We start from the raw sequence: 21,768 nt of genomic DNA, 5'->3' as shown, positions 1-21,768 counted from the left end.
TTTTAAATTTATTCAAGACTCTTTAATGCCTCTGCCAATAGACTTGTTTTTTTATCATCAAGCCCAGAATTTTTAATTTTCTTCAGTCCCGCAGGAGTTAGGCCAAAGATATTTTCTAAATCTGTTATTTCTTTTCTCAATGTTTCAATCGACTGGTATAATGCTGTTTTTCTGTTATTTGTAGCTCCAGCTTTGTTTGTGTATTTCTCAGTAATTTTACACCCTTCCGAATACCATTGGGACATTAATATTTCAAACTGCAATCGCATTTCTGCATACCTGGTAATTGCGGGGGAAAATTCTTGTTTGTAAGTTCCAAGCTTTTTCATGTCCTCAACAGTCTGAGAAAATATTTCAGAAAATTTATCTTCATGAATGAGCTTTAAGCTATTCGACGCTTCCATCTGTTCCCCCTCCTATAAGGTATCTTTTGCTTTCTACTCCTATATTTTCTCCAATGTTCGTATGTTTGTAAACTAGTACTTGGTTAAGTATTAGGTAATTTAATAGGTAAACTTGATATTGAACCAAAAACTCTGAGAGGCGATACTCCTAAGAAAGTTCTAAATGCTTTGCCCAATATCGCAATGGCTCCAAGGCATTATGCGAAGTATGTGCCACATAGCCAAACAGACACGAACGTCTGTGCCTCATTTTTAGGTTCCTTTTAATACATTGAAACTATCACAGTTAGGACATTTGAATACTATGCTAGTAATTTGTCCTCTATCAACTTTCTCCGCAAGGATATTTTTACATACACCACATTGATAATTGTCATTTCCATAACCTTGTATAAAAGAATACTTACCTTTCTTTGTATGAACAAAGACTGTAGCTGTGCCAGGTTTAGGTTCAGAAACCACTTCCAGTGAATAATTGCTCATTTCCCTTCCTCCATATCTGAATAATTAATAATAAAGATCTAATGAATAAATGTATATCAGGAATAGATATACTGATTTGATCCCCCTTTTTATAAGATACTTTTTCACCTTGATCATTTTGTAAATGAATCTCTGAGCGTCCCAATTTACTAAAAATATATTCATCCAATATATTATTTCTATGCTGAACAGTATTACGAAGAATTACATTCATTTTAACATTATCCAACTCAGTATTTCCGTTATTGCTTGGATTAAGGACTTTATTTATTATTCTTACTCTTTCTGTAAAGTCTTTAAAAGAATAATCTTTCTGCAAATTATCTTTAATTTGTATATTATGATCAGTATCTGTAGCAAAATCAATTTTTACATCTTGCTTTTTTAATTCGGAAAAGACCCTTTGTCCAGAGAAATGAAATTTAACTAACTGCTCAAATATATCATCTAAAAGATTATTTAATAATTGAACCACTTTACCGTGATAAACCTCAAAAATAAAGTGAGGATATTTTTCTTTGTATTTTTTAACTACTGAAATATGAATAGGTTCAATTTGTAAATCTGGACCTACAATTGGAGAAATACAAATATCATTTGAAATGCTATCTATATTCACTCTTCCAATATCATATAATGTTTTAGCAGATAATAACTCACTAAAAAGCGAACCTAAATTATAAATTAATTCATCGATTTTTTCTTTAATAACATCTTCCATAAAAATCACAGCCTTTACTTATAAATACTATAAAAACATATCCAAAATCTTTTTTCGCACCCATGGACGGCACATATATATTAACTGCACCATCTTTTGCCTAACTTTGCATTTCTGACAAGCGTCGTTTATGGAAATGCCGTTCTTCCTTATTTAAATAAGTATCCATCCAGTAATATTTTTACAATTCAATATTACCATATAAACTAATCTGATTCAACAATAGTAACTCTGAAATAAAAAGTCCTTGTAGAAGGATTACTCTATTTGTTCCCCCCTTTTTCTAAAATTTCTTCAGAGTTGGAAAAGGCGGCACCCTCCGGTCTGTAGGCGTGTGCCAATTATTTTTCAAGGTGGGGGGATAACCCCAGCCTAGTAACCCACAGTGATCCGAGTGCTGTTAACTCGTTTGTTATCCTGTCATGCATTGCATCATGGCACGAAGCACATAAGCTTAGCAAGTTGTTATTTACAAAGGCTAGCTTAAGATCCTTCTCGACTGGTATGACATGGTGTACTGTTGTTGCAGCAGTAGTCTTACCATATCGCTTGCATTCTCTGCACATGTACTCATCACGCTTAAGAATTACAATCCTTTTACGGATCCATTTAGGTGTCTTGTATAGGTTCATATGTCTCACCTCTACCAATGACTATTGCTGTATAAATAAGTGTTGTTCCAACTGGAGCCATCTGATATTTTATATCAACCTCATACCCCGCTTTATCCGCCTCTTTTACTACTTCCCATAGCTTTCTTTCGAAAGCCTCAAATTCACTTTCACGAATAAATTTAAATCTCGTAATCATATAATCACATCCTTATCAACGTTACTGCACTAATAACGACCAATGTTACAACAATCTCAAGTACCAGAAAGCCCAATACATTTTTAAACCATTGCTTAATCAGTATTTGATCTGCTGCATATCTGCTTACAACTTTGTTTGCTTCTTTAACCATGTCTTCCATAATAAATCACCCATCGTATAAACTTAAAAAGCACCCTGATTGCACTCAGGATGCCTGTTAAATCTACACTAAATATTGTACAAAACAATATAAAACTATTTACATGTATTCTGGCATGTTGCTTCAGGCTTTACTTCCTGAGTCACTGCTGGTACTTCATTGAAATCCAAGAAATATTCTTTACCAACTATTAGTTGATCAGCAGCTTCTTTAACCATGTCTAAAGTAACAGAGCCAGATGGGGTATACTTACCATACACAGGATCACCTGATTTTGGAGTTGCTGTAATCTTAACCATGCCTGCTACGTACTCAGTTTTAGGTCCAATTGTTACTTTACATCTAACCATTGTAATTGCCTCCTTTCTGATAAAATAAAAAACCGCCTTAGTCTCTGTTCTAAAGCGGTTTTCTGCTTGTGTGTTTTTAAAAGGTATTATTCATTTTGTCATACTTCTGACAATACTAATATAACATATTTAAAGTGGCCATGGGTGGCCAACTTTTTAAAAATTGTCAGGATCTTCAATGCAATGTGTTTCAATTTTATAAACCTCAACCTCATCTGATAAAATCTTACTATCACTATCTGCTAATTTGTCCAAAACGCTCAATGTTTCAACATGCTCCATAAATTCGTCATTGCTTGTATCACTCATTTTATTCCATGCTTTTTGTATGGCCTCTTGATAATCGTCTGCTTCAATCTCTAATTTTACATATCCTGCTACTGGCATTTTAACTTCCCATATTTTCATTAAATATCATCCTTTCAATTTTTAGTAAAGAACCATGTATGTTTACGTCTTACAGATCTTGCAGAATACCCAATTTTCATACCGATCTGCTCCCATGTCATGCCATTTATATACTTAAGCATTAATATCTGCCTCATAATGCTATCGGGTACAGTCTCAATGTACTCCAAGACTTTGTCACGCTCATCCATAAGCTCTTCAAGTTTTCTTTTAAGTTTACTTTGCAATCGATTCAGTTTTGCATAGTAAGAATCGTAATCATAGCCCTTAACAGAAAATGATCTTTCAACATACGGAAACACATTTTCAGATCCTCTAACACTATCAGCTGTATACCTGTAATCTGCACTGCTAATCTGTATTTTAATTATTTCGATTTCACGTTGTATTGCAGATATTTTTAATAATTCTTCTTTGTTCATCCTGCACCTCCAATCAATCGTTAATATCATGGCCATGCTGTTTCATAATTTCAATAACCTGATCCGCATAGGGTTCGTCTCGGTTAATAACTATATATGAGTTAGGCTTTTTACCTTTTTCATTTCTTGACAACTCAATCAACTTAGCTGCTGTTTCAACCGCTTCCCTTGAAAATCGATGCGTATATCTTGAAAGTTCATCTTTTTTTATAACAAAATACTTATCCATGGTTATCATCTCCATTTTTTAATTCTGTCACACATTTTAAACCTGACACACCTTACAGCTATCTATATTTGAATGGGTTTTGATGACAGGTTTTTTCGATTTCATATAACTTTTCTATAATTTTTTTTATTTTTGAAAAAGTTATAGTAAAGTAAATAAACTTGTCACAAAAAGTATATTAAAGCTTAGAGTATGTAAGGCGTGTCAGGTTTCAAAAAGCATGACAAGTCAGTCCAGTTTGTACCATTTATTTACTCATTTTTACACCTATAATATATCACTGTTTAAGTTAACATAATTTTTAACATAGGTTTTTCTAACTTTCAACACCAAAACAAAACATATGTTTATGTTAACATAATTATTTTAATTCTTCCCAAGGCAATGAAGTCTGTTCATAATGTTCTTCTTTATCTGTTCCTCCATAAAGCATCCTTCTTCCTGTTGGTGAAAGCTGTATATCTTCCCATGTACGCATTGTCCTTGTTCTTCCCTTATTAATTCCTCTTTCCTTCAGCTTTAAGGAGAATTTAGTGGAGCTTAATTGATATTCGCCATTGATGGTACACCACTTTTCATATACAGTATAAAGCTCCCCGGATTTAGTTGTCTTTCCCTCAACTTTTTCTGTACATTCATCAAGGAAAACTTGCAGTGAGTCCATTTCACCTCTATATTCCGATGTTGCTGCCAGAACTTCCTTAGGTTCCTTCAATCCTGATTCCTGCCAGAGCCGGCAACCTTCAATTGCCCAATTCAGGATCCCAGGCAATTCATTCTTAAGTTTATCAACTAAGTCAGGATCCCGTTCTTCCTCCGGTATAATTACCGAGAATGGTACCAGCCTAATCCTTCGCCAAATACCAAGGTCGGATCCTGAAATTTTCGGCTTGTGATTGGTACCCATCCAGACCTTAAATTCAGGAACGTACTCAAATGATGATTTGTACAAGTGCCTTGCTGTCAATGGTTCGCCTCCGGTTGCCTGTTTGATAAAACTTTCAGCAAGTTTCTCCCCTTCCTCCGGTTCTGTCGTTGTAACAAATCTTGCTCCCTGGAGCCGTGCAACTTCCTCCAGGTTTTGTTGTCCTTGACTTTTCATAAATACAGATGAATTGGCATTCTTGGAGTAACCTCCTCCAATCATTGCCCTGATTGTGTCCAGAAATGTACTCTTTCCGTTTTTTCCTACTCCATGAAGGATAAATATGCACTGCTCCTTTATGCTGCCGGTTAGGCTGTAACCTATTGAACGCTGCAGGAATGATATAAGTGCTTTGTTTCCATCAAAAATCCTGTCCATAAACTTATCCCAGGTCGGAGCCTTTGCTTTGCTATCATAATTTATGTCTATCATCTTTGTAATAAGATCGTCCTTGCTGTGGGCATAAATACGGCCAGTCTTAAGGTCCACAGTCCCATTTCTGCAATTAAGCAGCCATATATTACTGTTAAATTTTTCAGGTAACATACAAATCCCCTCCCAGTTTTGAGTTTCTTTGATCATATTGTCTTTTCTTCCAGTATTCCGGCTCTTGCATAACCAGTCATAGAAGCTTTTATTTTGTTTAGACTCAAATCCATATTTTCTAATAACCTGATCCTGAAATTGATAAAGGTCTTTAATTGCCTCATCAGCAAGAATCCTTATTCGTGCTTGTCTATCCTCTTCCCAATACTTCCCCTTCCAGATTAACCAGCCCATATTGTTATTATATTTGAGTATCTTCCCATACTTGCTTGCAAGCCTTTCCGCATTCCACATGTCATTATAAGGACCTGTTATCCAGTCAGGAAGTGACTCTTCTTGATTAACCAAATAATCAATACCGGTATCTATTTGGGGAGGTTCAGGAGCTACAGCCGGCTTTTTGTTTTCCCTTGGAGTATACACTTTGCTAGACTTGGAAATCGCCTCGGCTATAGTCATATTTCCATATGTATCAGGCCCATGTCTTTCATCCCACTTATCACGGAATAACCCAGATCTGCGGAACATCCTGTCTATGGTGTTATAATCATTACCGCCCCAAAATGCCAACATGTTACACAATGCCATATCAGCCTCGGATTGGCTATTATATAAGCCCTTCCAATCTCCATCAAAAAGTGACTTAAAAAGCCTGCCGTTTTTAGCATCGGAGGCTTTTCGTATAAGTTCATCATCTGACAGGTTAATTTCCACAGGAGCTGCAGCCGGCTTTTTCTTTTCCTCAGTAAAGAGATAAGTTTTATGAACTTGTTGCAGCTGCTCTGTTCTTTCCTCAATGTCGGTATGGGCATCATCAAGAATCTTTCCAGTCATGACAAAAAACCTGAGGGTTTCGTACATTTCAACAGGTCCTTTGCGTTTTTTACCTTCCGGAAGCTTTCCTCTGCAGATAATATGAATACCTTCACCACTTTGGCTATATTCCGTGTAACTGTCCATGGTCGTTATTATGTCTCTAGCTGTATCATTCAGTATCCCGGTATCAGGATCCAAACAGTGATCTATATCAACCCCAACAAGCCCGTCACCGTTAAACATAAACCCTATACCAAGAAAGCCAAATTTTTGAACAGCTGCTATAGCTGTTGAAAAACTTGACCAGGTACTTGGATTACTTGACATAGCGTTATTTCCTGTAATAGGGTTTTTAGGAACTTTGGTGGGTTTACCGTTTCTCTCTTCTATCCTCCAGCAAACCCATCTATTCAGTTGCTTTAACTCACTAGGTATATTATTAAATGACATACGCAACATCCTAAACTTTTAATTGTTTCTTTAATTCATCATCTGTATATCCTGCAATTTTTAAAATCTTATATGCCCAAGTAATTGACCAGGTTGCATTTTTATTTTGCTGCCTATACTTGTCTTTTTCGGCCTTAGTTCTTGCAGGATCCTTATACCACTTTAAAAACGGAACTGCTTTTTTATAAACTCCAATAAAGTCATTAAGCATTTTTTGCTTTTCATCTTTATTCACAATAATTTCAATTCCAAAACGCGTATTAATATCTATTTTCATAGGTAATCACCCCTTAAAATGGAAGGTCTAAGTCTTCATCACTATTCATCCAGGGAGGATTATCTCCGCTCTGGGGTTGTCCCTGATATTGGGACTGGTTATCGCCTTTCTTTTTATCATCTGCAAAATGCATTTCATCAGCAACAACCTCAGTAACCCAGTGTTTTTTACCCTCATTGTCATCCCATGACCTTGTTTGGATCCTTCCATGAATAACAATTCTTCTGCCTTTCTCAAGGTAATTACTAATTGTTTCAGCTAACTTTTGCCATGCTATACATGGGATGAAATCAGCTTGTTTTTCCTCTCCCTGCTTAACATATTTATCAACCGCAAGGGTGAAGCTGCAAACCGGTACATTATTTACTGTTGTATACCTAAGCTCAGGATCCCTAACCAATCTCCCCATCAAAGTAACCTTATTCATATATTAAATCCCCCTTATCTTTGGACCGCCAAATATCTGGCATCCTAAATTCTTGTAAACTTTCCGTCTTTCTTTTGCCCAATAAACACACTGTTTGACCTGGTAATCAAAGAAATCATATACAACCGGTGTTTCTTTACCTTCCCACATTCTCATTATTCTTCCGACACCTTGCTGTATGCTGGTTTTATCCTTCTTTGGAGTGATAAGAAACAACTTATTTAACCGAGGTATGTCTAATCCCAATTTGGCCAGTTGGTATGTTGCAAATAAATATGTATACTTGCCGTTTCTCATATCCTCCATAATTTTTTCACGTTTCTTTTTTGGAGTCTCTCCACAAACGAAGGCCGAAGGTGTTGCATCACTGTGAACTATGTTCCTAAGTGTTTCAAGCTGCTCCAGACTATCCCCAAGAACTATTACAAAATCCTGATTTGTGCATTTCCTGAGGTAGCTCATTATAAGATCATTTCTTTCTGGGTCCATCTTCATTTCACAAACCATTTGTTTGACATTAAGCAGAGTCTTTTCTTTATCATCGGGATCCTCATCCTTTTTTTCTTCGCCGTCAGACTCCTGATCTGGATTATATATAAAATATGTATCAATAAATTCAACCCTAGGCACCACAACATTTCCAAGCTCATTAAGTGTTTCCTGTTTCACTTCGTAAATCTTTGGCCCTATTACATGAAACATCGTTTCAATCAGCCCATCACTTCTATTTTCTGATGCAGTAATACCGATGCGATAAAAAGCAGGAAATTGAGATATAACCGATTCAAATAATCTTGCCTTTACCTGGTCTTTAAAAGTAAGATGGCATTCATCAATAACAATACAGCCAAATATGTTGTGTATTTCTTTTAAGTCTCTTTTGGCTAATGTCTGAACGGTTGCGAATGTTATATGGGATCCTACTTTAAATTTTTTCCCTTGGATAACTCCTATTTGGTCACCGGTTAAGCCGCAGCGTTCTATTGCTCTGTCCATACTTTGTTTGAGTAAGTCCATTGTGTGGGTTATCCATAAGGTTGGCTGCTTCAGCTCTGTAACAACTCCCAATGCTGTTTCAGTCTTGCCGGCTCCACATGGCATTATTATTGTCCCTTGCTGCCAGTTAAAAGCTCTGTCTATTGCTGGCTTTTGATAATCTCTGAGGTTTGGCTTTGATGTAAATTCAATATGGTTAGCAAATCCAACTCTCTCGTCAAAAATTTTCATCCTGGTACTGGCAATTTCCCAAAGCCTAGCATAATAACCCCTTGGCAATGTGTATATTTTTTGATTATCAATATCCACTTCATTCCATAGTTTTATTAATTCTGGCTCATTCCAGACAGGCAATCCAAGTTGCTTCTTTTTTATGTATTGAGGATTTTTCAAAGTAAGCTCCGATTTGATTTTTTCCAGTATATCTGGAGGAACTTCTTTCATCCTAAGAACGCTATCAATAGTTACCTTCATGATTCACCTCCTGGAAGCTCGGCAAGTATCATAATGGTTTGTGTAACCGATTACGCTCCCAGGGCTTCCCTTCATTGTCAAGTTTCCTTTAACAACTTGGCCGTCTAACTTAACTATAACCACATGACCTTCGTTGTCTGGCATGATACATATCTCTTCTGTATCAACTGGTATTGAATTTCCTGATTCGCCCAATATCCAGTTGATTTTTGCTTTACAATCCTTGCACAATGACATTTACTAAGCCTCCTTCGTCTTTGCAAACCAATAAAGGTCCCAAACTCCGTCTTTCTTATAAACCTCAGGATAATCCAGCATATTTATGCTGCCTCTTATCCCGGAACAAACCTCATCTTTAACCATGTACCAGGGAATCAAGAAAGCTCTCTCAAACTCTTTAGTTTTCCAGATCCCCAATATAAAAGCATGGTCCTGTCCGACTTGATTCATAAATTTAGTTAACCCTTTCCTCTCATTTAGGGTTATGCTGCCTTTGTTGTACGCAATGTTTGGCTTTTCTCTTACCTTAATTTCTAAAGCATATCCACCACCTGGAGGAATAACCAACTTATCAAATACGGTACCGTAACCAGCATTAATAAATTTATGATTCCAGAGGTTTGCTTTTTTCAGGGAGGCAGTTATATCTGCCTCACCTTTGGCACCACGCTCTTGCTTATCTTTCTGCGAAAAACTCATTGTGCAGCCCCTCCATTCTCCCCCTGGTATCGTTTCATCAAGCAGGCCTCGCACAATTCGCAGCCATAATGTTTAACACTATAATCAATAAGCTGGTCCGCTGTTGATCTTTCTGTTGAAACAATTTCATTCCCACACTCAGCACATGCATCAGGCTTTTCAACTTTATTTTTTGATTCAAGCATCATTTGGAATTTCTTATTTACTTCAAGCATGTGTGCCAACTCTGGAATTTCCTCCGGTGAAGGAAGTCTATAACGCTTATAAAAGCTTTCAATAGTTTCATCAACAGTGATAGATAAAACATATACTTCCTTTTTAATGTGCTTATCTGTCTTTTTATCGTAGATCTGCCCGGTATGGGGTTCGTACTTAAGCTTTAAAGGAATAAATGATATCCGGCCGTTGGTCATTGTCTTAATTGTCTCTATGCAGCTGTTTAGATTAACAATGCTATTCCAGCTGCTTGTGTTTATCTCCCATACTCCAAAGCCTGGGATTTTAGGAAGTAATACTTTTAATGTTGCGACTGGCTTGCATCCTTCCTTCCTGCACCTCTCATCCTCCGGAGTGCAATCTTTATGTATAAGTTCGCCCTGGGCCATAACCATGGCTGTAATTCCATCACCTTTGCATTTTAAGCCTGTGGCCCCATAACACTTGTAATACTGTGGAAATATCTGCTCTTCATCATCTGAAGCAAACATGATGTCTATTTCTTTAGGCCTTTCCCCATAAAGTTCCTTAATAGGATCAGGGACTACCAAGTAATCGGTCTGAACCGGATATTCCTTACCGGTTCTTTGACTTACTTTCTTTGTTCCAAGTTTGATTTTTCCGTCTCTTGGAATTCTTCTTTTGTCTGAGATTCCTTTGATTGGCATTTATCTCCCTCCAATTCTTTGAGTGTTTTGAAGAAGTTAACATTCGGGGATATTCTGTGGCCTATTGATAATCACCACCACCTTCGATCCTCAAATGAGTCCACCCATTGTCTATTGATGACCCTATCAATTCAAGGGTCATCCAATTTCGTTAAAAACTCTGTCGCAAAACATCCGCTATAACCTTCCAACATAACAACCTCTGTATGGCCTTCTAACTTCCAAGGATCCGTTCTGACTGTCCATATTTTGTTTTTATATTTTTCTGCTTCAAGGCATGTATGCATTACTACTTGATCGCCAACTATTAAACCCATTGTCAAAAGCCCCCTTTTCGTGATATATTTGATTTGATAAGTATTTTTTTAATTGCCCTGGTCCTCGTTGGCCGGGTTTTTCTTTATTAAAGGCTGCCTTGATTCTCTATATGTTCTTGCCGCATCTGCTCTACAGTTTTCTAATACTCCTCCAACTAACATTAACAACATCCAAAATAGTAGCTGTTTCATAGTTCATCACCTTTAGTCCTTCCTGACTTATTTCTTTTTAGTTTTTGGATTTGCAACCGGCTTTTTCTTTTGAGGTATTACTTCTACCAAACCTCCACATTCACAATATATTTGAGTCAAATTCCATGTTGGTTTACCGCATTCAACGCACTTTAACATTTGATCTATCTCCTTTCGTGTGTGTTATAGTTTTAAAAATTAATTTGTTCAAAATTACTGCAAGCCTTATCGTCCATGCCCACAGATGTGCAGGAAATTAAGCAATAAACTTTGTTATTATCAAGGTCCTCATCACTTACCTGGTCAGGATCCGTGTGCTGGCACATAGAACAAAAGCTATGCCCATAATTATCAATGCTTATTTGATCAGTATCTTCAAGATAATTTAAAGATGGGTCAGACTCTTCATCAAGATAATCATCAAGGCTTTCAATCTTCATGCGAAAATCCTTAATCATTTCCTTAACTCGGTCAATTCCCATTCGGCTGTTATTTGATCTAAGCACAACTGCGTAATTTTGGAGTTGTCCAAAGTGAAGGGCATTGAATCCAGCCATTAAATTGCTTACCAGGTTGTAATCTGCATTTTTTTGATTATTGTTCCTGAGCTGCTGCAGCTCCTGTTGGACATGATCTGGAATAACTTCTTGAACTGCTGGAACTTCGATAGGTGTATCTTTGAGCTGTTGCTCCAGGTCAGATATTTTTTTCTCTGCTTCTTCCAGCTCCTCCCGTAGCATGTGGACTTCCTCGTCATTGCCAGATGCTTTTGCTTCGGATAATTGGGATTTTAAAAGTTCGACTTCTTTTATGTACTTATCAATCTTTTCTTTCTTTTGGTAAAGCTTATCTTCTAATTCATCATTTTCAGAACGCTCATTTTCCCAATTAGCTTTATATGTTTCAGCTAGTTCATTAGCAGCCTTTAATTGTGCTTCAAGTTCTTTGTATTCCTTATGAGTTTTAACGGTACCGTCAAGCACCTTTTCTTGAAGCTCTACTGGTGAGGAAGGCTTTGATATGGCAAATAATAAAGATGGTTGAATGTTTTGTGCATCTTCTATATTGTGAAAATTTTTCACAATATAATCAAAACCATTTATATAGTTATATGCGGTTTTAGGAGTAATTCCCAGACTTTCAACCCATGACTGAAATGTTCCCGTCTTATTATTTGCAAGCTTTTCCTGAGCTTCTTTGAGCTCCTTACCGATAGCAATAACCGATTTGATTCTTATTTCAGTAATCCTGTTTGCTTTATCCTGAAGGAAAGCTGCAGTATCATTATCAACACTGGAATAGTCAAAGGTTTGGACATTGTTGGACACTTCATTTATAGTATCAGGAATGTTTTGTTCCACATGTTCACTATCAAAATTAGATGTATCAACAGATTCTTCTTTAAACTTATCCTCTGGAGCATCTTGTATTATGCATGGCTGATCATGAAAGGCTTTCTTTAGCTTAGCGTTTTTGCATCCAAGCTTGATTGCTTCCTGAGCCAATTGGGCAAACATTGCATTATTTGCATCGTTGTCATCAAAGCCACACGCTCCTTCCCCATTGTTAAAACTACATTTATCTTTTTTACAATTCACTTCTTTAACCTCCTCCCTTATTGGTTCAAATTTCCCACATTTGTCTGCCTGAATTATTTCAACTATTGAATGTTTTGCCTCACATTTACCAATTTTAGAAAATGCTTTATCCGGTATAAAGGATTTGCATTCTTTACATGTGATCTCTGGATCTGATTCAGTTTTTTTGAAATACTTATCAATGATTGTCTTCTTTGCTGCTTTGCCTTTTTTATTATTTTCAAAATATATAGGTAGGCTTTTCCTGCAATCTGCTTTATCAGTTGCATGAAATGCATTTTTGAAAGACTCTGCTGTTGCTGTACATCCGGCTACGCTGGTAGCATATTCATAAATTTCCTTGAGTAACTCCCAGTCAAGGCTTATGATATCAAGTGTTGTTGAATCATTTTCACTACATGTATGATATTCTGTCTTGTGATTTGGCTTCTTGCTGCCAGCCTGACAATATGTAATGTGGACTTCTTCGCCCTTCCTAGTTGTATTGGTATGCTGGATAAATGGACATTGCCCACAATGCTCATTTACATCTTCAAAGCGTGTTACCACAGAAGTACTATTCTTTTCAAATGCAACTTTACCGCATTTAGTGTAGTAAGTAGTTTTCAACTGGTTGTCCTCCTTTCCTGTGCAAATTCATCCTCTCTGGTAAAACCTTCTTAAGCGGAGGTGTCTGATGATCTGAAGAATCACTTACAGAAAGCAACTGACAAGTATTCTACTCAAAATCATTAAGACTTAACGTTCCGCATATTAACAAAAGATCATCGCGTGTAATATTTTTTTCTCTACATAATGTTTCAAGTTCATGAGTATCTTTATTTGGAGTAAATCGTCTAAATAAATCTTGCTCTGCCTGGCTATTAGCTAGGCTTTCTTTTTCTCTTAACTGTAGATTAATAATCAATAAATCAGCTGAAATTTCGTTTCTATCCTTACAATATTTTCTTGTTAATCGATATGGCTGATATAATCCAGTTGTAGTTTTTTCTATACCCTCTCTTGATTCAAGTTCTTTTATTAAATCGTTTGTTGAAACGTTTTTTAGATTGGTTGCCTTGTTTTCTTCCATATCTATCACCATCCTTTCCTTTCGCATATTGAAATGCTTGTCCATTCCTCTATTAAAAAAATTATGGCAACTTCTTTCCACCTACATATAACGTACATTTACACCCATAAATCCTACCGATCGTATCTTCAAGGGATTTTAATCGCCTTATATTTTCTTCTCTCGTGATTTGAGGTTCATAAATTTTGATTGTTGTATTTCCTATTTTCATTTCCTTTGTGGGTTTATCTGGGTATATATCCCCTTTCACACAACATCCCCCCTTCTTATAGCTTATTTGTTTTTATGCCCGTCCTATGCTTCGTTTACCCTGTTTTTTTATAATGGTTATCCGCTTTTTCCTTTGTCAATAAAATGCCTTGCATGATTCCCATTACATAAGCTTTATCATCAGTAGCTAGCTTGCTGAACTTTTCAGCGACTGTTTCCATAAGTTTTGTTTTATCCTGCATATAAAATTGCCTCCTTTTAATAGTATTTTGTGTTGATATGTACATTTTAAACTCCCATTTTGTACTTGTCAATACTTTTTGATTATTTTTTGGGTTGACATGTACAAAAGGATAAATTATACTGTTTATGAGGTGATAATGTTGACTGAAATATATGAGAGAATAAGATTTTTAAGAAAAGATCATTTTAAATTATCTCAAGAAAAATTTGGTGATAGATTAGGTGTAAGCAGAGATGTTATAAAAAATATGGAGTTGAATTTAGTTGAAGTAAAAGAACATTTTATAAAATTAATTTGCCGTGAGTTTAACGTATCCTATGCATGGCTAAAGACTGGTGAAGGTGAAATGTTCGATACTTCTTTTGATGATACTACAGCTATGTTTGATCGTATAATGGCAAGTGATAATGAAACTGCAAAAAAAATATTTAAGGCATTCTCCAAGTTGGATGAAGATGAATGGAAGACAATAGAAAAGATAATTGATGAGGTAGCAAAAAAATAAAGCTGACTATCTATCAGCTTTATTTAAGTAGATGTAGGATACCAGGTTATAGATTCTTTTTAATAATTCTACATCATTTATTTTTTTTACCATATCGATTATTAATTGTTTGTATTTATCATCCATGAGTAAAGCCTCCCCTATGTAAAACAAAAAACGAACATTAGTTCTAAAAATATTATATGACAAAGTACGACTATTTTCAACAAGAAATTTTCGCATGAGTTACACTTGTTTCACCTAAGAGAAATTGAATATTTCTTAGAAGGAAGTGCTAAAATGATATATGCTACAGCTTCATTATTTATAATTATAGGATTGCTATGTATATTCAAGCCACATGTTATAGGAATGTTTGATGGATTTAGATTTAAACCGCCTACAAATCCATATCTCCTAAAGTATATTAGGTTTGTAGGTATAGCCTTTGTTATTGGTGGAGTAATCTGTCTTTTAAGTGTTTAAAAAGAGGTGTATCAAATGATAATCAGTCAAATAGTATCAATTTTATTTCTTTTAATTGCCTTAGGTATTATGTTAATTGTTTGCTTATTTATGCGTTTATTTATCGACCAGCTTTTACCAGACATCGCTATAATAGGAATTCTCTCTTTTTCTATTTTTTTAGTACTTTTAAGTGTATGGTCTATATTGAATTCATTTGATGCCAGCAAAAAAGAAAGAAAAGTGCTACTTACTATTTGTTCATTAGTAATGCTTGTACCTTGTATATACTTTGGCTCAAATATGTTAACAAACTATTCAAATACATTTTTTGACAAGAAAAGATGGAGCAACAAGCCTAATAAAAGAGTATATATGGTTGATAATATGTTAAAGGAATATAACCTGAAAGGAATGAGCAAAGAGGAAATTAAAGGTTTATTAGGCGAGCCTACAAACACTGAATACTTTAAAACTCCAAATAATTATGTGTATTATTTAGGTCCAGAACGAGGTTTAAAAATAGATAGTGAATGGCTTGTAATTGAGTTTGACAATGGTAAAGTAAAGGAATTTAATATTTCAAGAGACTGATAGGCAAACTTATTAGGAGAGTGAATTATATTATGGATTTTATGCTTTACTCACTTGTTATATTTATAATTGCTCCGATATGTATACTCGCATCAATCCTGAATTGGGATTGGTATTTTAGAAAATTAGTGAAACCAGCTTCTCAAAAGGGTTCAAGCCTAAGAAGAAGACAAAGAATTATTCATTTTATTATTCCGTTAGTTATTGTTACTTTTATTCTTTACATATGCTCATTTTATTATTAGACGTACGTAGAAAGGTGTGTTTCTGTTGGAAAATTACTGTATCTACTTGAGAAAATCCAGAGCTGACGAGGAAATTGAAAAAACACTTGGAGAAGGTGAAACCCTTGCCAAGCACAGAAAAACCTTGCTTGAATTTTCTAAAAAAATGCAGTTCAATATTGTTAAAATTCACGAGGAACTTGTATCCGGTGAAAGTCTTTTATACCGTCCTGCCATGCTGGAACTTCTCAAGGAAGTTGAACAGGGATTGTATGCCGGTGTTATTGTTATGGATCAGCAAAGGTTAGGCCGTGGTGATATGGAAGAGCAGGGCATCATACTAAAAACATTCAAAAAGGCTAATACAAAGATCATTACGCCTGACAAGACTTATGACCTTAATAATGAATTTGATGAAGAATATAGCGAATTTGAAGCGTTTATGAGCCGCAAAGAATATAAGATGATTAACAAGAGACTTCAAAGAGGTGTTATAAGATCTGTTCATGAAGGAAATTATCTTCCTGCCAGGCCACCATACGGTTACCTGATTAAAGAAGATAAGTTTTCCAGGACTCTTGTGCAGCATCCGGAGCAATCACATATAATCAAGCTGATCTTTGACTGGTATGTAAATGATAAAGTAGGATTCAATACTATTGCAAACAACCTCAATTCCATGGGATTGAAAACACTAAGGAACCAAGCTTGGACTACAGGAGCTGTATCCTACATAATCAAAAATCCTGTTTACATTGGGAAAATCAGCTGGAAGAAAGTCATTACTTCCAGGTCCACAACACCAGGCAAATTGAAAAAGACAAGAACACGCCCTGAATCAGATTGGATTGTTGTTGATGGAAAGCACGAAGCATTAATTGATGCAGACACTTTTGAGAAGGCTCAGATTATTAATAAAAGTAAGTATATTCCCCCTGTCAAACCATCAAATAAATTAAGTAATTGTCTAGCCGGATTGGTTGTATGTGGTGTATGCGGCTACAAAATGAAATATAGGCCATACCCTAATGTGGACGCTCATCTTATATGTGAAAGAAAGTGCGGAAATAAAAGCAGCAAATATAAATATATTGAAGCAAGGATAATCAAACTCCTTGATGAGTATGCCGATCAAATAAGTGCCAATCTGGATATGGATTCTAATAAAGATAGAGAAAAATCAATAAGTGCATTAACTTATAATTTAAGTGTATTAGAGAAAGAAATGAAAGATTTGGGTGTCCAAAGAGAGAGGCTCCACGATCTGCTTGAACAGGGTGTATATGATATTGACACCTTTTTGGAACGTTCAAAAAACATTGCAGATAGATTATTATCTACAAATGAGGCAATAAAGCAAACTCAGGAAAAAATTAAACTTGAAATAGAAAAATCAAATATAGAAGTTAATATGTTAGATAAGATTAAAAATATCGTTGCTGCTTATTATGATATAGATGATCCTGTAAAAAAGAACACGTTGTTAAAAGAGGTTCTCGAAAAAGCAGTATATACCAAGGTCAAAGGCCAAAGAGAAGATAATTTCAGCTTAGAAATCTACCCTAATTACAATACGTCCCTCATATAGCATATCGCTCGTTAAACCAGGTTTCTATTCCCACCATGTCATTATCCTTTGTACTATCATATCTGCCATCAGTTGTTAAAACCCTTATTCCATACTCTTCAAGAAAATCAAGAAACAGCAAGGTTTTTGCATTGTTCCTTCCAAGCCTTGATAAATCTTTCAACAACAGCAAATTGATATTTCTAGTTTTTACATCATCCTCCAACTTTTTTAACCCTTCTCTTTCAAATCCTGTCCCGGAAACATTATTATCGATATAGACTGCAGCCACTTCTCCTAATCCATTCTTTGATACAAAATCAACAAGCATATCTCTCTGGGTTTCAATAGTTTCATAATTTTCATCATTATCATCTCTGCTTTCTCTTACATAAATCCCCACTTTGTATCCCATCATCCATATCACATCCTAAATGGCTCAATTTTTGTTTTAATAGACTATACAGCACTTTTTCGCATTTTATTCTACTTTTATAAATTTTTATTATGTTTCTAGCTTTCTTCTTACCCATTTTGCTTTTTTTCCATAAAATATTAGCTGTAATAAATATATTCATATTAAACTTTATTTAAATTTGTCCGAAAAAATATATGCGATTACTTTTAAAAAGAATTTACTCATAACTTATATATACAAAAACGAGGTGAAGAAATATGGCTAAAAATGTTCCAGAAAAACTAGTCAGATTTTTCAAAGACATGGCAAAGGACATGGAAGATGGTTATGAATATGCAACAGAGCTCAACCGAATATTAAACTCCGACGACTGCCAACTATCACTTAATGATATGGAAATTGAGACGCTCCGAGATTATGCAGAAAAAGTAAAAAAGGTAGGAGAAATCAATTATTATACCGAAGCCAGGATTAAGGAAATTGAACATGAAATTTTCGGCAGCCGAGGTGTCCTTGGGTTCCTGTCCGATCATACTTCCCCTTCATTCCCAGCAGCTCGTTGGCCTTTCTAGAAATACCAAAAATTCTATACATATACACATATAGGTAATGAACTTTAATTTTTACGGTTCATTACCTATATTCATCTCTATCCTAGGTTTGAAGCCAATATAGTAAGCAGCAATAAACCATTAATAAAAATATAAACACTTAATATTACTATTATTGGCCAATGAGAAATAATAGAAATAAAATCTCTTTTCGCATTACTTATTGGAGGAATTAATCTTGATTTATTATCAGTTATCTTTGTAAATATTAACAGAAGTACAACCAGCAGTGCAAAAGCTATCATGCCTTGTAACATGGAAAATCCGAATTGCTGGAATGTTATTTGGGAACCGCCTGAAATTTCTTGATTCCTTGCTAAATACATAATCACTACAGCATAAGTATTATTCAGAAAATGGGCAAACATACTTGAAAATATGGAATTGGTTCTTATAACATAATAAGAAAACAGAATTCCCAAGAAAATGGGACCTAGAAGATTTTGCATATCAAAATGGAATATACCAAAAAGTATCCCCGAAATTACAATAGCTTTATATGTTCCTCTTTTCTCATATGCCTTTAAAATTACACCCCTGTTGAGTATTTCTTCACATATACCTGGCGTAACAGCTATCACAAAAATCATAAGCAAAACATCCGTTAAATTCTGCGGAACAGGTATTGGTGTTTCAGGCAGCTTCCCTATAAGGCTCAAGGGATAAATTATAAGCATGTTGAGAGCATTACCTACAAAACTTGCTGGAATAGCAGCAAACAAAATAATAACCATTGGAGCCAGTCCTGGGCTATTAAGTCTAAAAACATCCTTGATGTTAATGCCACCGATAAGCATATAGACAAACACAGGGCCTAAAATAACCACGTATTGAGTGACTAAAGTAATTAATATAAAGTTAGCATTTAAACTATTACCGCCAAATATGGTTTCAAATAAAACAGCCACAACGGAAAATAGTATATATGCCATAGTAAATGAGAAAAATGTTATGTTTGCACCTGTTACTGTTATTTTGTTCTTCATAATACGTTCCTTTCAAGACTATAAAATATACTAACTTTGTATTACCCTTTTCTCGGTTATTATTATATCCATAGGAATATCAAAATCATCTACCGGCACATCATCAACAATTTGAAATTCATAAGCCAAGCCTACCTTAATACAGTCATTCCTTACATTCCTTAAAAACCTGTCATAGAATCCGGCACCAAACCCAATCCTGTTTCTGTTTTCATCAAACACAACTCCCGGAACAATTACAAGATCTATTTTTTTAGGATCCAATAATCTTATATATTCACTTTTAGGCTCCATAATTCCAAAACATCCCTTGCACAATTCAGATTTGGTATCTGTTAAGACAGAAGCAATAATATGCCTGCTTCCATCTTCTGCATCCGAAACAACAGGTACACACATTGTCTTATTCCGGTTAATATCTGAATTTAGTATATCGCTTGTAATAACCTCACCCTTAAAATCAACATAACACATTATGGTTGCTGCGTTTTTATATTCTTTAAGGTTTATAAGTTTACTTATAATTCTTTGGCTCTTTTGTATCCTATCCTCTTGTCCTATGGATTTTCTTATTTCTAAAACACTTTTTCTTAGAACTTCCTTATTCAGCTCCACTCAAACCTCCACAGCTTATATTGATCATGTCATTCCTTAGTTATTTATAAATGCTGATATTGTGAAAAGTATTAAAAATGTTGCAATCACAAAAGTAATAAGTGATGCCACAAGCAGTGAGCGTCCAAATGATCTTCTATCATCATCCTCTTCCGAGTTCATATAAACAATAGCTGCAATAATACCGACAAGCTGGCCTAACCATGGAATAAAAGAGCTGAACGTTGTAAGAAACACTTTCGTTCTATTGCTCAAAGGCCTTATGTCATAAGAATCCATCTCATTAATATGGCTATAATAATATTTATATCCCGATGAATCCCCGGTATCATTTGTTTTAACCGGATGAGCTTCATTATTATCAGGTACATTATTTTGATAGTTATGCTCAGTATAAGCTTGTCCGTTATCCTTGGACAAGTCGGGCTTATCCAGCGAAATTCTTTGTATATCGGTGTTTATATTAGTGTCAGTGCTTATACTAGTATTGGTGTTTGTGTTATTATTGGTGTTTTGATAATCGTTATAATCAGTATTATCCGGCTTGACAGTATCCTGACTAAATGTATTACTATCATTCTCGTACTGTTTAGCTGTACCCTGCTGCCCGTAATATCCGGTCTGAACCGGGTTCCCAAGCAAGCTACCGCAATAAGGACACCTTCTTGCATTATATGAAATTTCCTCTTTACAGTGTTCGCATATTCTTAAACTATTATTATTCAACTTTTATTCCTCCCAAATATAGGATTTAGGGCATTTCAAAAAATACATTATTCAAGCATTTTTTATAATTTCATTAATTCAGACTTTTGAAATGTCCCATTGACCAGTTAATTATTTGTTAATACCTTATATTATTAAACCGTTATTAAACGTTATTTATTACAAATACATACAAAAGAAAGACAGCACTTTTCATATAGATATTATAGATAAAAACATTGTATTTGGCAAACAAAAAAACACCATCATTATAATGGTGTCTTCTTATACAAGGATTAATTGTGATTTTGCTATAAGTAATATTGTAAAATTATTTGAATAATTAAGTACAATTATCAATCTAAGTTATTCTATTTCTTCTAATTTAGTTCCGCATTTTGTGCAGAATAATGAATCCTCTTCCACTACTGAACCGCAGCCAGAACATTTCTTTTCTACGATTTCCTGTACTTCAGCAACCGGAGGCTCAATAACCTCTTGTTTTGCTCCACATTTCGAACAGTAAAGAGCACTTATATCCAACTCTTCCCGACAGCTAGGACAAATTTTTTCATTCTTCAGCTCAAGAATTTTCCTTCTCATTTCCTTAATATTGCTGTTATATGAATCTATCTGCTTGCACTTTTCCACAAACAAATCACTAGTAGTTTCACCTTTTGCATAGGATTCATAAATTGTTTTTCCTATTTCCAAATATAACTTTTCAATTTTATCCTCTTCAGAACTTATACTCATATTGAGTTTTGTGACTTCAACAAGCTCACTGGATTTTTTTGCTGCAGCTTTTGCAGTATCAGTTACTTTCCTTGTAAAACTTTCTAACATTGACATGTATATGCCTCCTTTAATTACAAATGATTATTTTAACAACTACCCTTGTTATTATTTTATAATATTTGTTTAAAAAAATCAATATGTATATTAATTTTTTTGATGATTTAATTAAATATTTTAATTATAT

Annotated in this window: 34 protein-coding genes; 5 read left to right on the top strand and 29 right to left on the bottom strand. The window is 35.0% G+C overall.

The features are described from left to right. Positions 1 to 8: 8 nt before the first annotated feature. The 24 genes from Bccel_RS00415 to Bccel_RS29990 all read right to left on the bottom strand — a co-directional run bounded on the left by Bccel_RS00415 (position 9) and on the right by Bccel_RS29990 (position 14,115). Positions 9 to 404, bottom strand: coding sequence for a P27 family phage terminase small subunit (locus Bccel_RS00415; protein WP_050752937.1), 396 nt, complete (start codon positions 402 to 404; stop codon positions 9 to 11). A 252-nt stretch (positions 405 to 656) separates the two neighbouring features. After that, complete coding sequence (locus tag Bccel_RS00410) at positions 657 to 887, bottom strand: hypothetical protein (RefSeq protein WP_036939408.1); 231 nt, start codon at positions 885 to 887, stop codon at positions 657 to 659. Beyond that, positions 856 to 1,608 (bottom strand): hypothetical protein, encoded by a 753-nt coding sequence (locus tag Bccel_RS00405; protein WP_036939406.1) that lies wholly within the window; start codon positions 1,606 to 1,608, stop codon positions 856 to 858. The genes Bccel_RS00410 and Bccel_RS00405 overlap by 32 nt, the downstream gene beginning before the upstream one ends. Positions 1,609 to 1,949: 341 nt before the next feature. Then, positions 1,950 to 2,174: an HNH endonuclease signature motif containing protein gene (locus Bccel_RS00400; RefSeq protein ID WP_242853093.1), complete on the bottom strand. Its 225-nt coding sequence runs from the start codon at positions 2,172 to 2,174 to the stop codon at positions 1,950 to 1,952. A 43-nt stretch (positions 2,175 to 2,217) separates the two neighbouring features. After that, positions 2,218 to 2,418, bottom strand: a complete 201-nt coding sequence (locus Bccel_RS00395; RefSeq protein ID WP_036939400.1) for a hypothetical protein — start codon at positions 2,416 to 2,418, stop codon at positions 2,218 to 2,220. A 4-nt stretch (positions 2,419 to 2,422) separates the two neighbouring features. Further along, positions 2,423 to 2,581 carry a hypothetical protein gene (locus Bccel_RS30000; RefSeq protein WP_154673448.1) on the bottom strand — a complete coding sequence of 53 codons (159 nt, stop codon included), beginning with the start codon at positions 2,579 to 2,581 and terminating at the stop codon, positions 2,423 to 2,425. A 95-nt stretch (positions 2,582 to 2,676) separates the two neighbouring features. Then, positions 2,677 to 2,931: a hypothetical protein gene (locus Bccel_RS00390; protein WP_036939397.1), complete on the bottom strand. Its 255-nt coding sequence runs from the start codon at positions 2,929 to 2,931 to the stop codon at positions 2,677 to 2,679. A gap of 156 nt (positions 2,932 to 3,087) precedes the next feature. Beyond that, positions 3,088 to 3,339, bottom strand: coding sequence for a hypothetical protein (locus tag Bccel_RS00385; RefSeq protein WP_036939395.1), 252 nt, complete (start codon positions 3,337 to 3,339; stop codon positions 3,088 to 3,090). Between the two features lie 14 nt (positions 3,340 to 3,353). Further along, positions 3,354 to 3,761: an RNA polymerase sigma factor sigma-70 region 4 domain-containing protein gene (locus tag Bccel_RS00380; RefSeq protein ID WP_050752936.1), complete on the bottom strand. Its 408-nt coding sequence runs from the start codon at positions 3,759 to 3,761 to the stop codon at positions 3,354 to 3,356. Between the two features lie 13 nt (positions 3,762 to 3,774). Next, complete coding sequence (locus Bccel_RS00375) at positions 3,775 to 3,990, bottom strand: hypothetical protein (RefSeq protein ID WP_050752935.1); 216 nt, start codon at positions 3,988 to 3,990, stop codon at positions 3,775 to 3,777. A 361-nt stretch (positions 3,991 to 4,351) separates the two neighbouring features. Further along, positions 4,352 to 6,727: a phage/plasmid primase, P4 family gene (locus Bccel_RS00370; RefSeq protein ID WP_036939387.1), complete on the bottom strand. Its 2,376-nt coding sequence runs from the start codon at positions 6,725 to 6,727 to the stop codon at positions 4,352 to 4,354. A 10-nt stretch (positions 6,728 to 6,737) separates the two neighbouring features. After that, positions 6,738 to 7,004: a hypothetical protein gene (locus tag Bccel_RS00365; RefSeq protein ID WP_036939385.1), complete on the bottom strand. Its 267-nt coding sequence runs from the start codon at positions 7,002 to 7,004 to the stop codon at positions 6,738 to 6,740. Positions 7,005 to 7,017: 13 nt separating this feature from the next. After that, on the bottom strand, positions 7,018 to 7,431 hold the full coding sequence (locus Bccel_RS00360; protein ID WP_036939383.1) for a single-stranded DNA-binding protein: 414 nt from the start codon (positions 7,429 to 7,431) through the stop codon (positions 7,018 to 7,020). Positions 7,432 to 7,434: 3 nt separating this feature from the next. Continuing rightward, positions 7,435 to 8,901 (bottom strand): DEAD/DEAH box helicase, encoded by a 1,467-nt coding sequence (locus tag Bccel_RS00355; protein WP_036939381.1) that lies wholly within the window; start codon positions 8,899 to 8,901, stop codon positions 7,435 to 7,437. A gap of 3 nt (positions 8,902 to 8,904) precedes the next feature. Then, positions 8,905 to 9,138, bottom strand: a complete 234-nt coding sequence (locus Bccel_RS00350) for a hypothetical protein (RefSeq protein ID WP_036939378.1) — start codon at positions 9,136 to 9,138, stop codon at positions 8,905 to 8,907. Positions 9,139 to 9,141: 3 nt separating this feature from the next. After that, positions 9,142 to 9,600, bottom strand: coding sequence for a hypothetical protein (locus Bccel_RS00345; protein WP_036939376.1), 459 nt, complete (start codon positions 9,598 to 9,600; stop codon positions 9,142 to 9,144). Then, positions 9,597 to 10,484 (bottom strand): recombination directionality factor, encoded by an 888-nt coding sequence (locus Bccel_RS00340; RefSeq protein ID WP_050752934.1) that lies wholly within the window; start codon positions 10,482 to 10,484, stop codon positions 9,597 to 9,599. The genes Bccel_RS00345 and Bccel_RS00340 overlap by 4 nt, the downstream gene beginning before the upstream one ends. A 131-nt stretch (positions 10,485 to 10,615) precedes the next feature. Further along, positions 10,616 to 10,801: a hypothetical protein gene (locus tag Bccel_RS00335; protein ID WP_036939374.1), complete on the bottom strand. Its 186-nt coding sequence runs from the start codon at positions 10,799 to 10,801 to the stop codon at positions 10,616 to 10,618. Positions 10,802 to 10,849: 48 nt separating this feature from the next. Next, positions 10,850 to 10,993 (bottom strand): hypothetical protein, encoded by a 144-nt coding sequence (locus Bccel_RS29995; RefSeq protein ID WP_154673447.1) that lies wholly within the window; start codon positions 10,991 to 10,993, stop codon positions 10,850 to 10,852. Positions 10,994 to 11,020: 27 nt separating this feature from the next. Then, the gene (locus Bccel_RS31935; protein WP_276326138.1) at positions 11,021 to 11,152 is read right to left on the bottom strand and encodes a hypothetical protein; all 132 of its coding nucleotides are present in this window, start codon (positions 11,150 to 11,152) and stop codon (positions 11,021 to 11,023) included. A 32-nt stretch (positions 11,153 to 11,184) separates the two neighbouring features. Then, a complete protein-coding gene (locus Bccel_RS00330; protein ID WP_050752933.1) occupies positions 11,185 to 13,200 on the bottom strand; it encodes a hypothetical protein in 2,016 nt (671 codons plus the stop codon). Between the two features lie 109 nt (positions 13,201 to 13,309). Continuing rightward, a complete protein-coding gene (locus Bccel_RS00325; protein WP_152965881.1) occupies positions 13,310 to 13,663 on the bottom strand; it encodes a hypothetical protein in 354 nt (117 codons plus the stop codon). A gap of 61 nt (positions 13,664 to 13,724) precedes the next feature. Beyond that, complete coding sequence (locus Bccel_RS00320; RefSeq protein ID WP_036939368.1) at positions 13,725 to 13,913, bottom strand: hypothetical protein; 189 nt, start codon at positions 13,911 to 13,913, stop codon at positions 13,725 to 13,727. 55 nt (positions 13,914 to 13,968) lie between these two features. Then, positions 13,969 to 14,115, bottom strand: a complete 147-nt coding sequence (locus Bccel_RS29990) for a hypothetical protein (RefSeq protein WP_154673446.1) — start codon at positions 14,113 to 14,115, stop codon at positions 13,969 to 13,971. A 138-nt stretch (positions 14,116 to 14,253) separates the two neighbouring features. On the opposite strand from Bccel_RS29990, the gene Bccel_RS00315 reads away from it, so the two are divergent. The 4 genes from Bccel_RS00315 to Bccel_RS00295 all read left to right on the top strand — a co-directional run bounded on the left by Bccel_RS00315 (position 14,254) and on the right by Bccel_RS00295 (position 17,472). Then, on the top strand, positions 14,254 to 14,622 hold the full coding sequence (locus tag Bccel_RS00315) for a helix-turn-helix domain-containing protein (RefSeq protein WP_050752932.1): 369 nt from the start codon (positions 14,254 to 14,256) through the stop codon (positions 14,620 to 14,622). A 279-nt stretch (positions 14,623 to 14,901) separates the two neighbouring features. Further along, a complete protein-coding gene (locus tag Bccel_RS00310) occupies positions 14,902 to 15,087 on the top strand; it encodes a DUF6199 family natural product biosynthesis protein (protein WP_036939366.1) in 186 nt (61 codons plus the stop codon). A 15-nt stretch (positions 15,088 to 15,102) separates the two neighbouring features. Further along, positions 15,103 to 15,660, top strand: coding sequence for an outer membrane protein assembly factor BamE domain-containing protein (gene bamE / locus Bccel_RS00305; protein WP_050752931.1), 558 nt, complete (start codon positions 15,103 to 15,105; stop codon positions 15,658 to 15,660). A gap of 270 nt (positions 15,661 to 15,930) precedes the next feature. Continuing rightward, a complete protein-coding gene (locus Bccel_RS00295) occupies positions 15,931 to 17,472 on the top strand; it encodes a recombinase family protein (protein ID WP_036939363.1) in 1,542 nt (513 codons plus the stop codon). Here Bccel_RS00295 and Bccel_RS00290 read toward each other — a convergent pair. After that, on the bottom strand, positions 17,465 to 17,869 hold the full coding sequence (locus tag Bccel_RS00290) for a recombinase family protein (protein ID WP_036939359.1): 405 nt from the start codon (positions 17,867 to 17,869) through the stop codon (positions 17,465 to 17,467). The genes Bccel_RS00295 and Bccel_RS00290 overlap by 8 nt on opposite strands. Positions 17,870 to 18,126: 257 nt before the next feature. Between Bccel_RS00290 and Bccel_RS00285 the strand changes: the two genes are divergently transcribed. Beyond that, the gene (locus Bccel_RS00285) at positions 18,127 to 18,441 is read left to right on the top strand and encodes a hypothetical protein (protein WP_036939357.1); all 315 of its coding nucleotides are present in this window, start codon (positions 18,127 to 18,129) and stop codon (positions 18,439 to 18,441) included. Positions 18,442 to 18,518: 77 nt separating this feature from the next. On the opposite strand, the gene Bccel_RS00280 is transcribed toward Bccel_RS00285, so the two are convergent. From Bccel_RS00280 to Bccel_RS00265, 4 genes are all read right to left on the bottom strand, one after another. After that, positions 18,519 to 19,466: a CPBP family intramembrane glutamic endopeptidase gene (locus Bccel_RS00280; protein ID WP_036939355.1), complete on the bottom strand. Its 948-nt coding sequence runs from the start codon at positions 19,464 to 19,466 to the stop codon at positions 18,519 to 18,521. A gap of 30 nt (positions 19,467 to 19,496) precedes the next feature. Next, positions 19,497 to 20,081 (bottom strand): 5-formyltetrahydrofolate cyclo-ligase, encoded by a 585-nt coding sequence (locus Bccel_RS00275; protein WP_050752929.1) that lies wholly within the window; start codon positions 20,079 to 20,081, stop codon positions 19,497 to 19,499. A 36-nt stretch (positions 20,082 to 20,117) separates the two neighbouring features. Further along, complete coding sequence (locus tag Bccel_RS00270) at positions 20,118 to 20,807, bottom strand: TFIIB-type zinc ribbon-containing protein (RefSeq protein WP_036939353.1); 690 nt, start codon at positions 20,805 to 20,807, stop codon at positions 20,118 to 20,120. A gap of 345 nt (positions 20,808 to 21,152) precedes the next feature. Further along, a complete protein-coding gene (locus Bccel_RS00265) occupies positions 21,153 to 21,638 on the bottom strand; it encodes a zinc ribbon domain-containing protein (RefSeq protein ID WP_050752928.1) in 486 nt (161 codons plus the stop codon). Between the last annotated feature and the right edge of the window lie 130 nt (positions 21,639 to 21,768).

The sequence above is a fragment of the Pseudobacteroides cellulosolvens ATCC 35603 = DSM 2933 genome (assembly GCF_001262605.1).
Lineage (GTDB): Bacteria > Bacillota > Clostridia > Acetivibrionales > DSM-2933 > Pseudobacteroides > Pseudobacteroides cellulosolvens.
The sequence above is the reverse complement of the archived record's forward strand: the minus strand, read 5'-3'. Positions and strand labels throughout refer to the sequence as shown.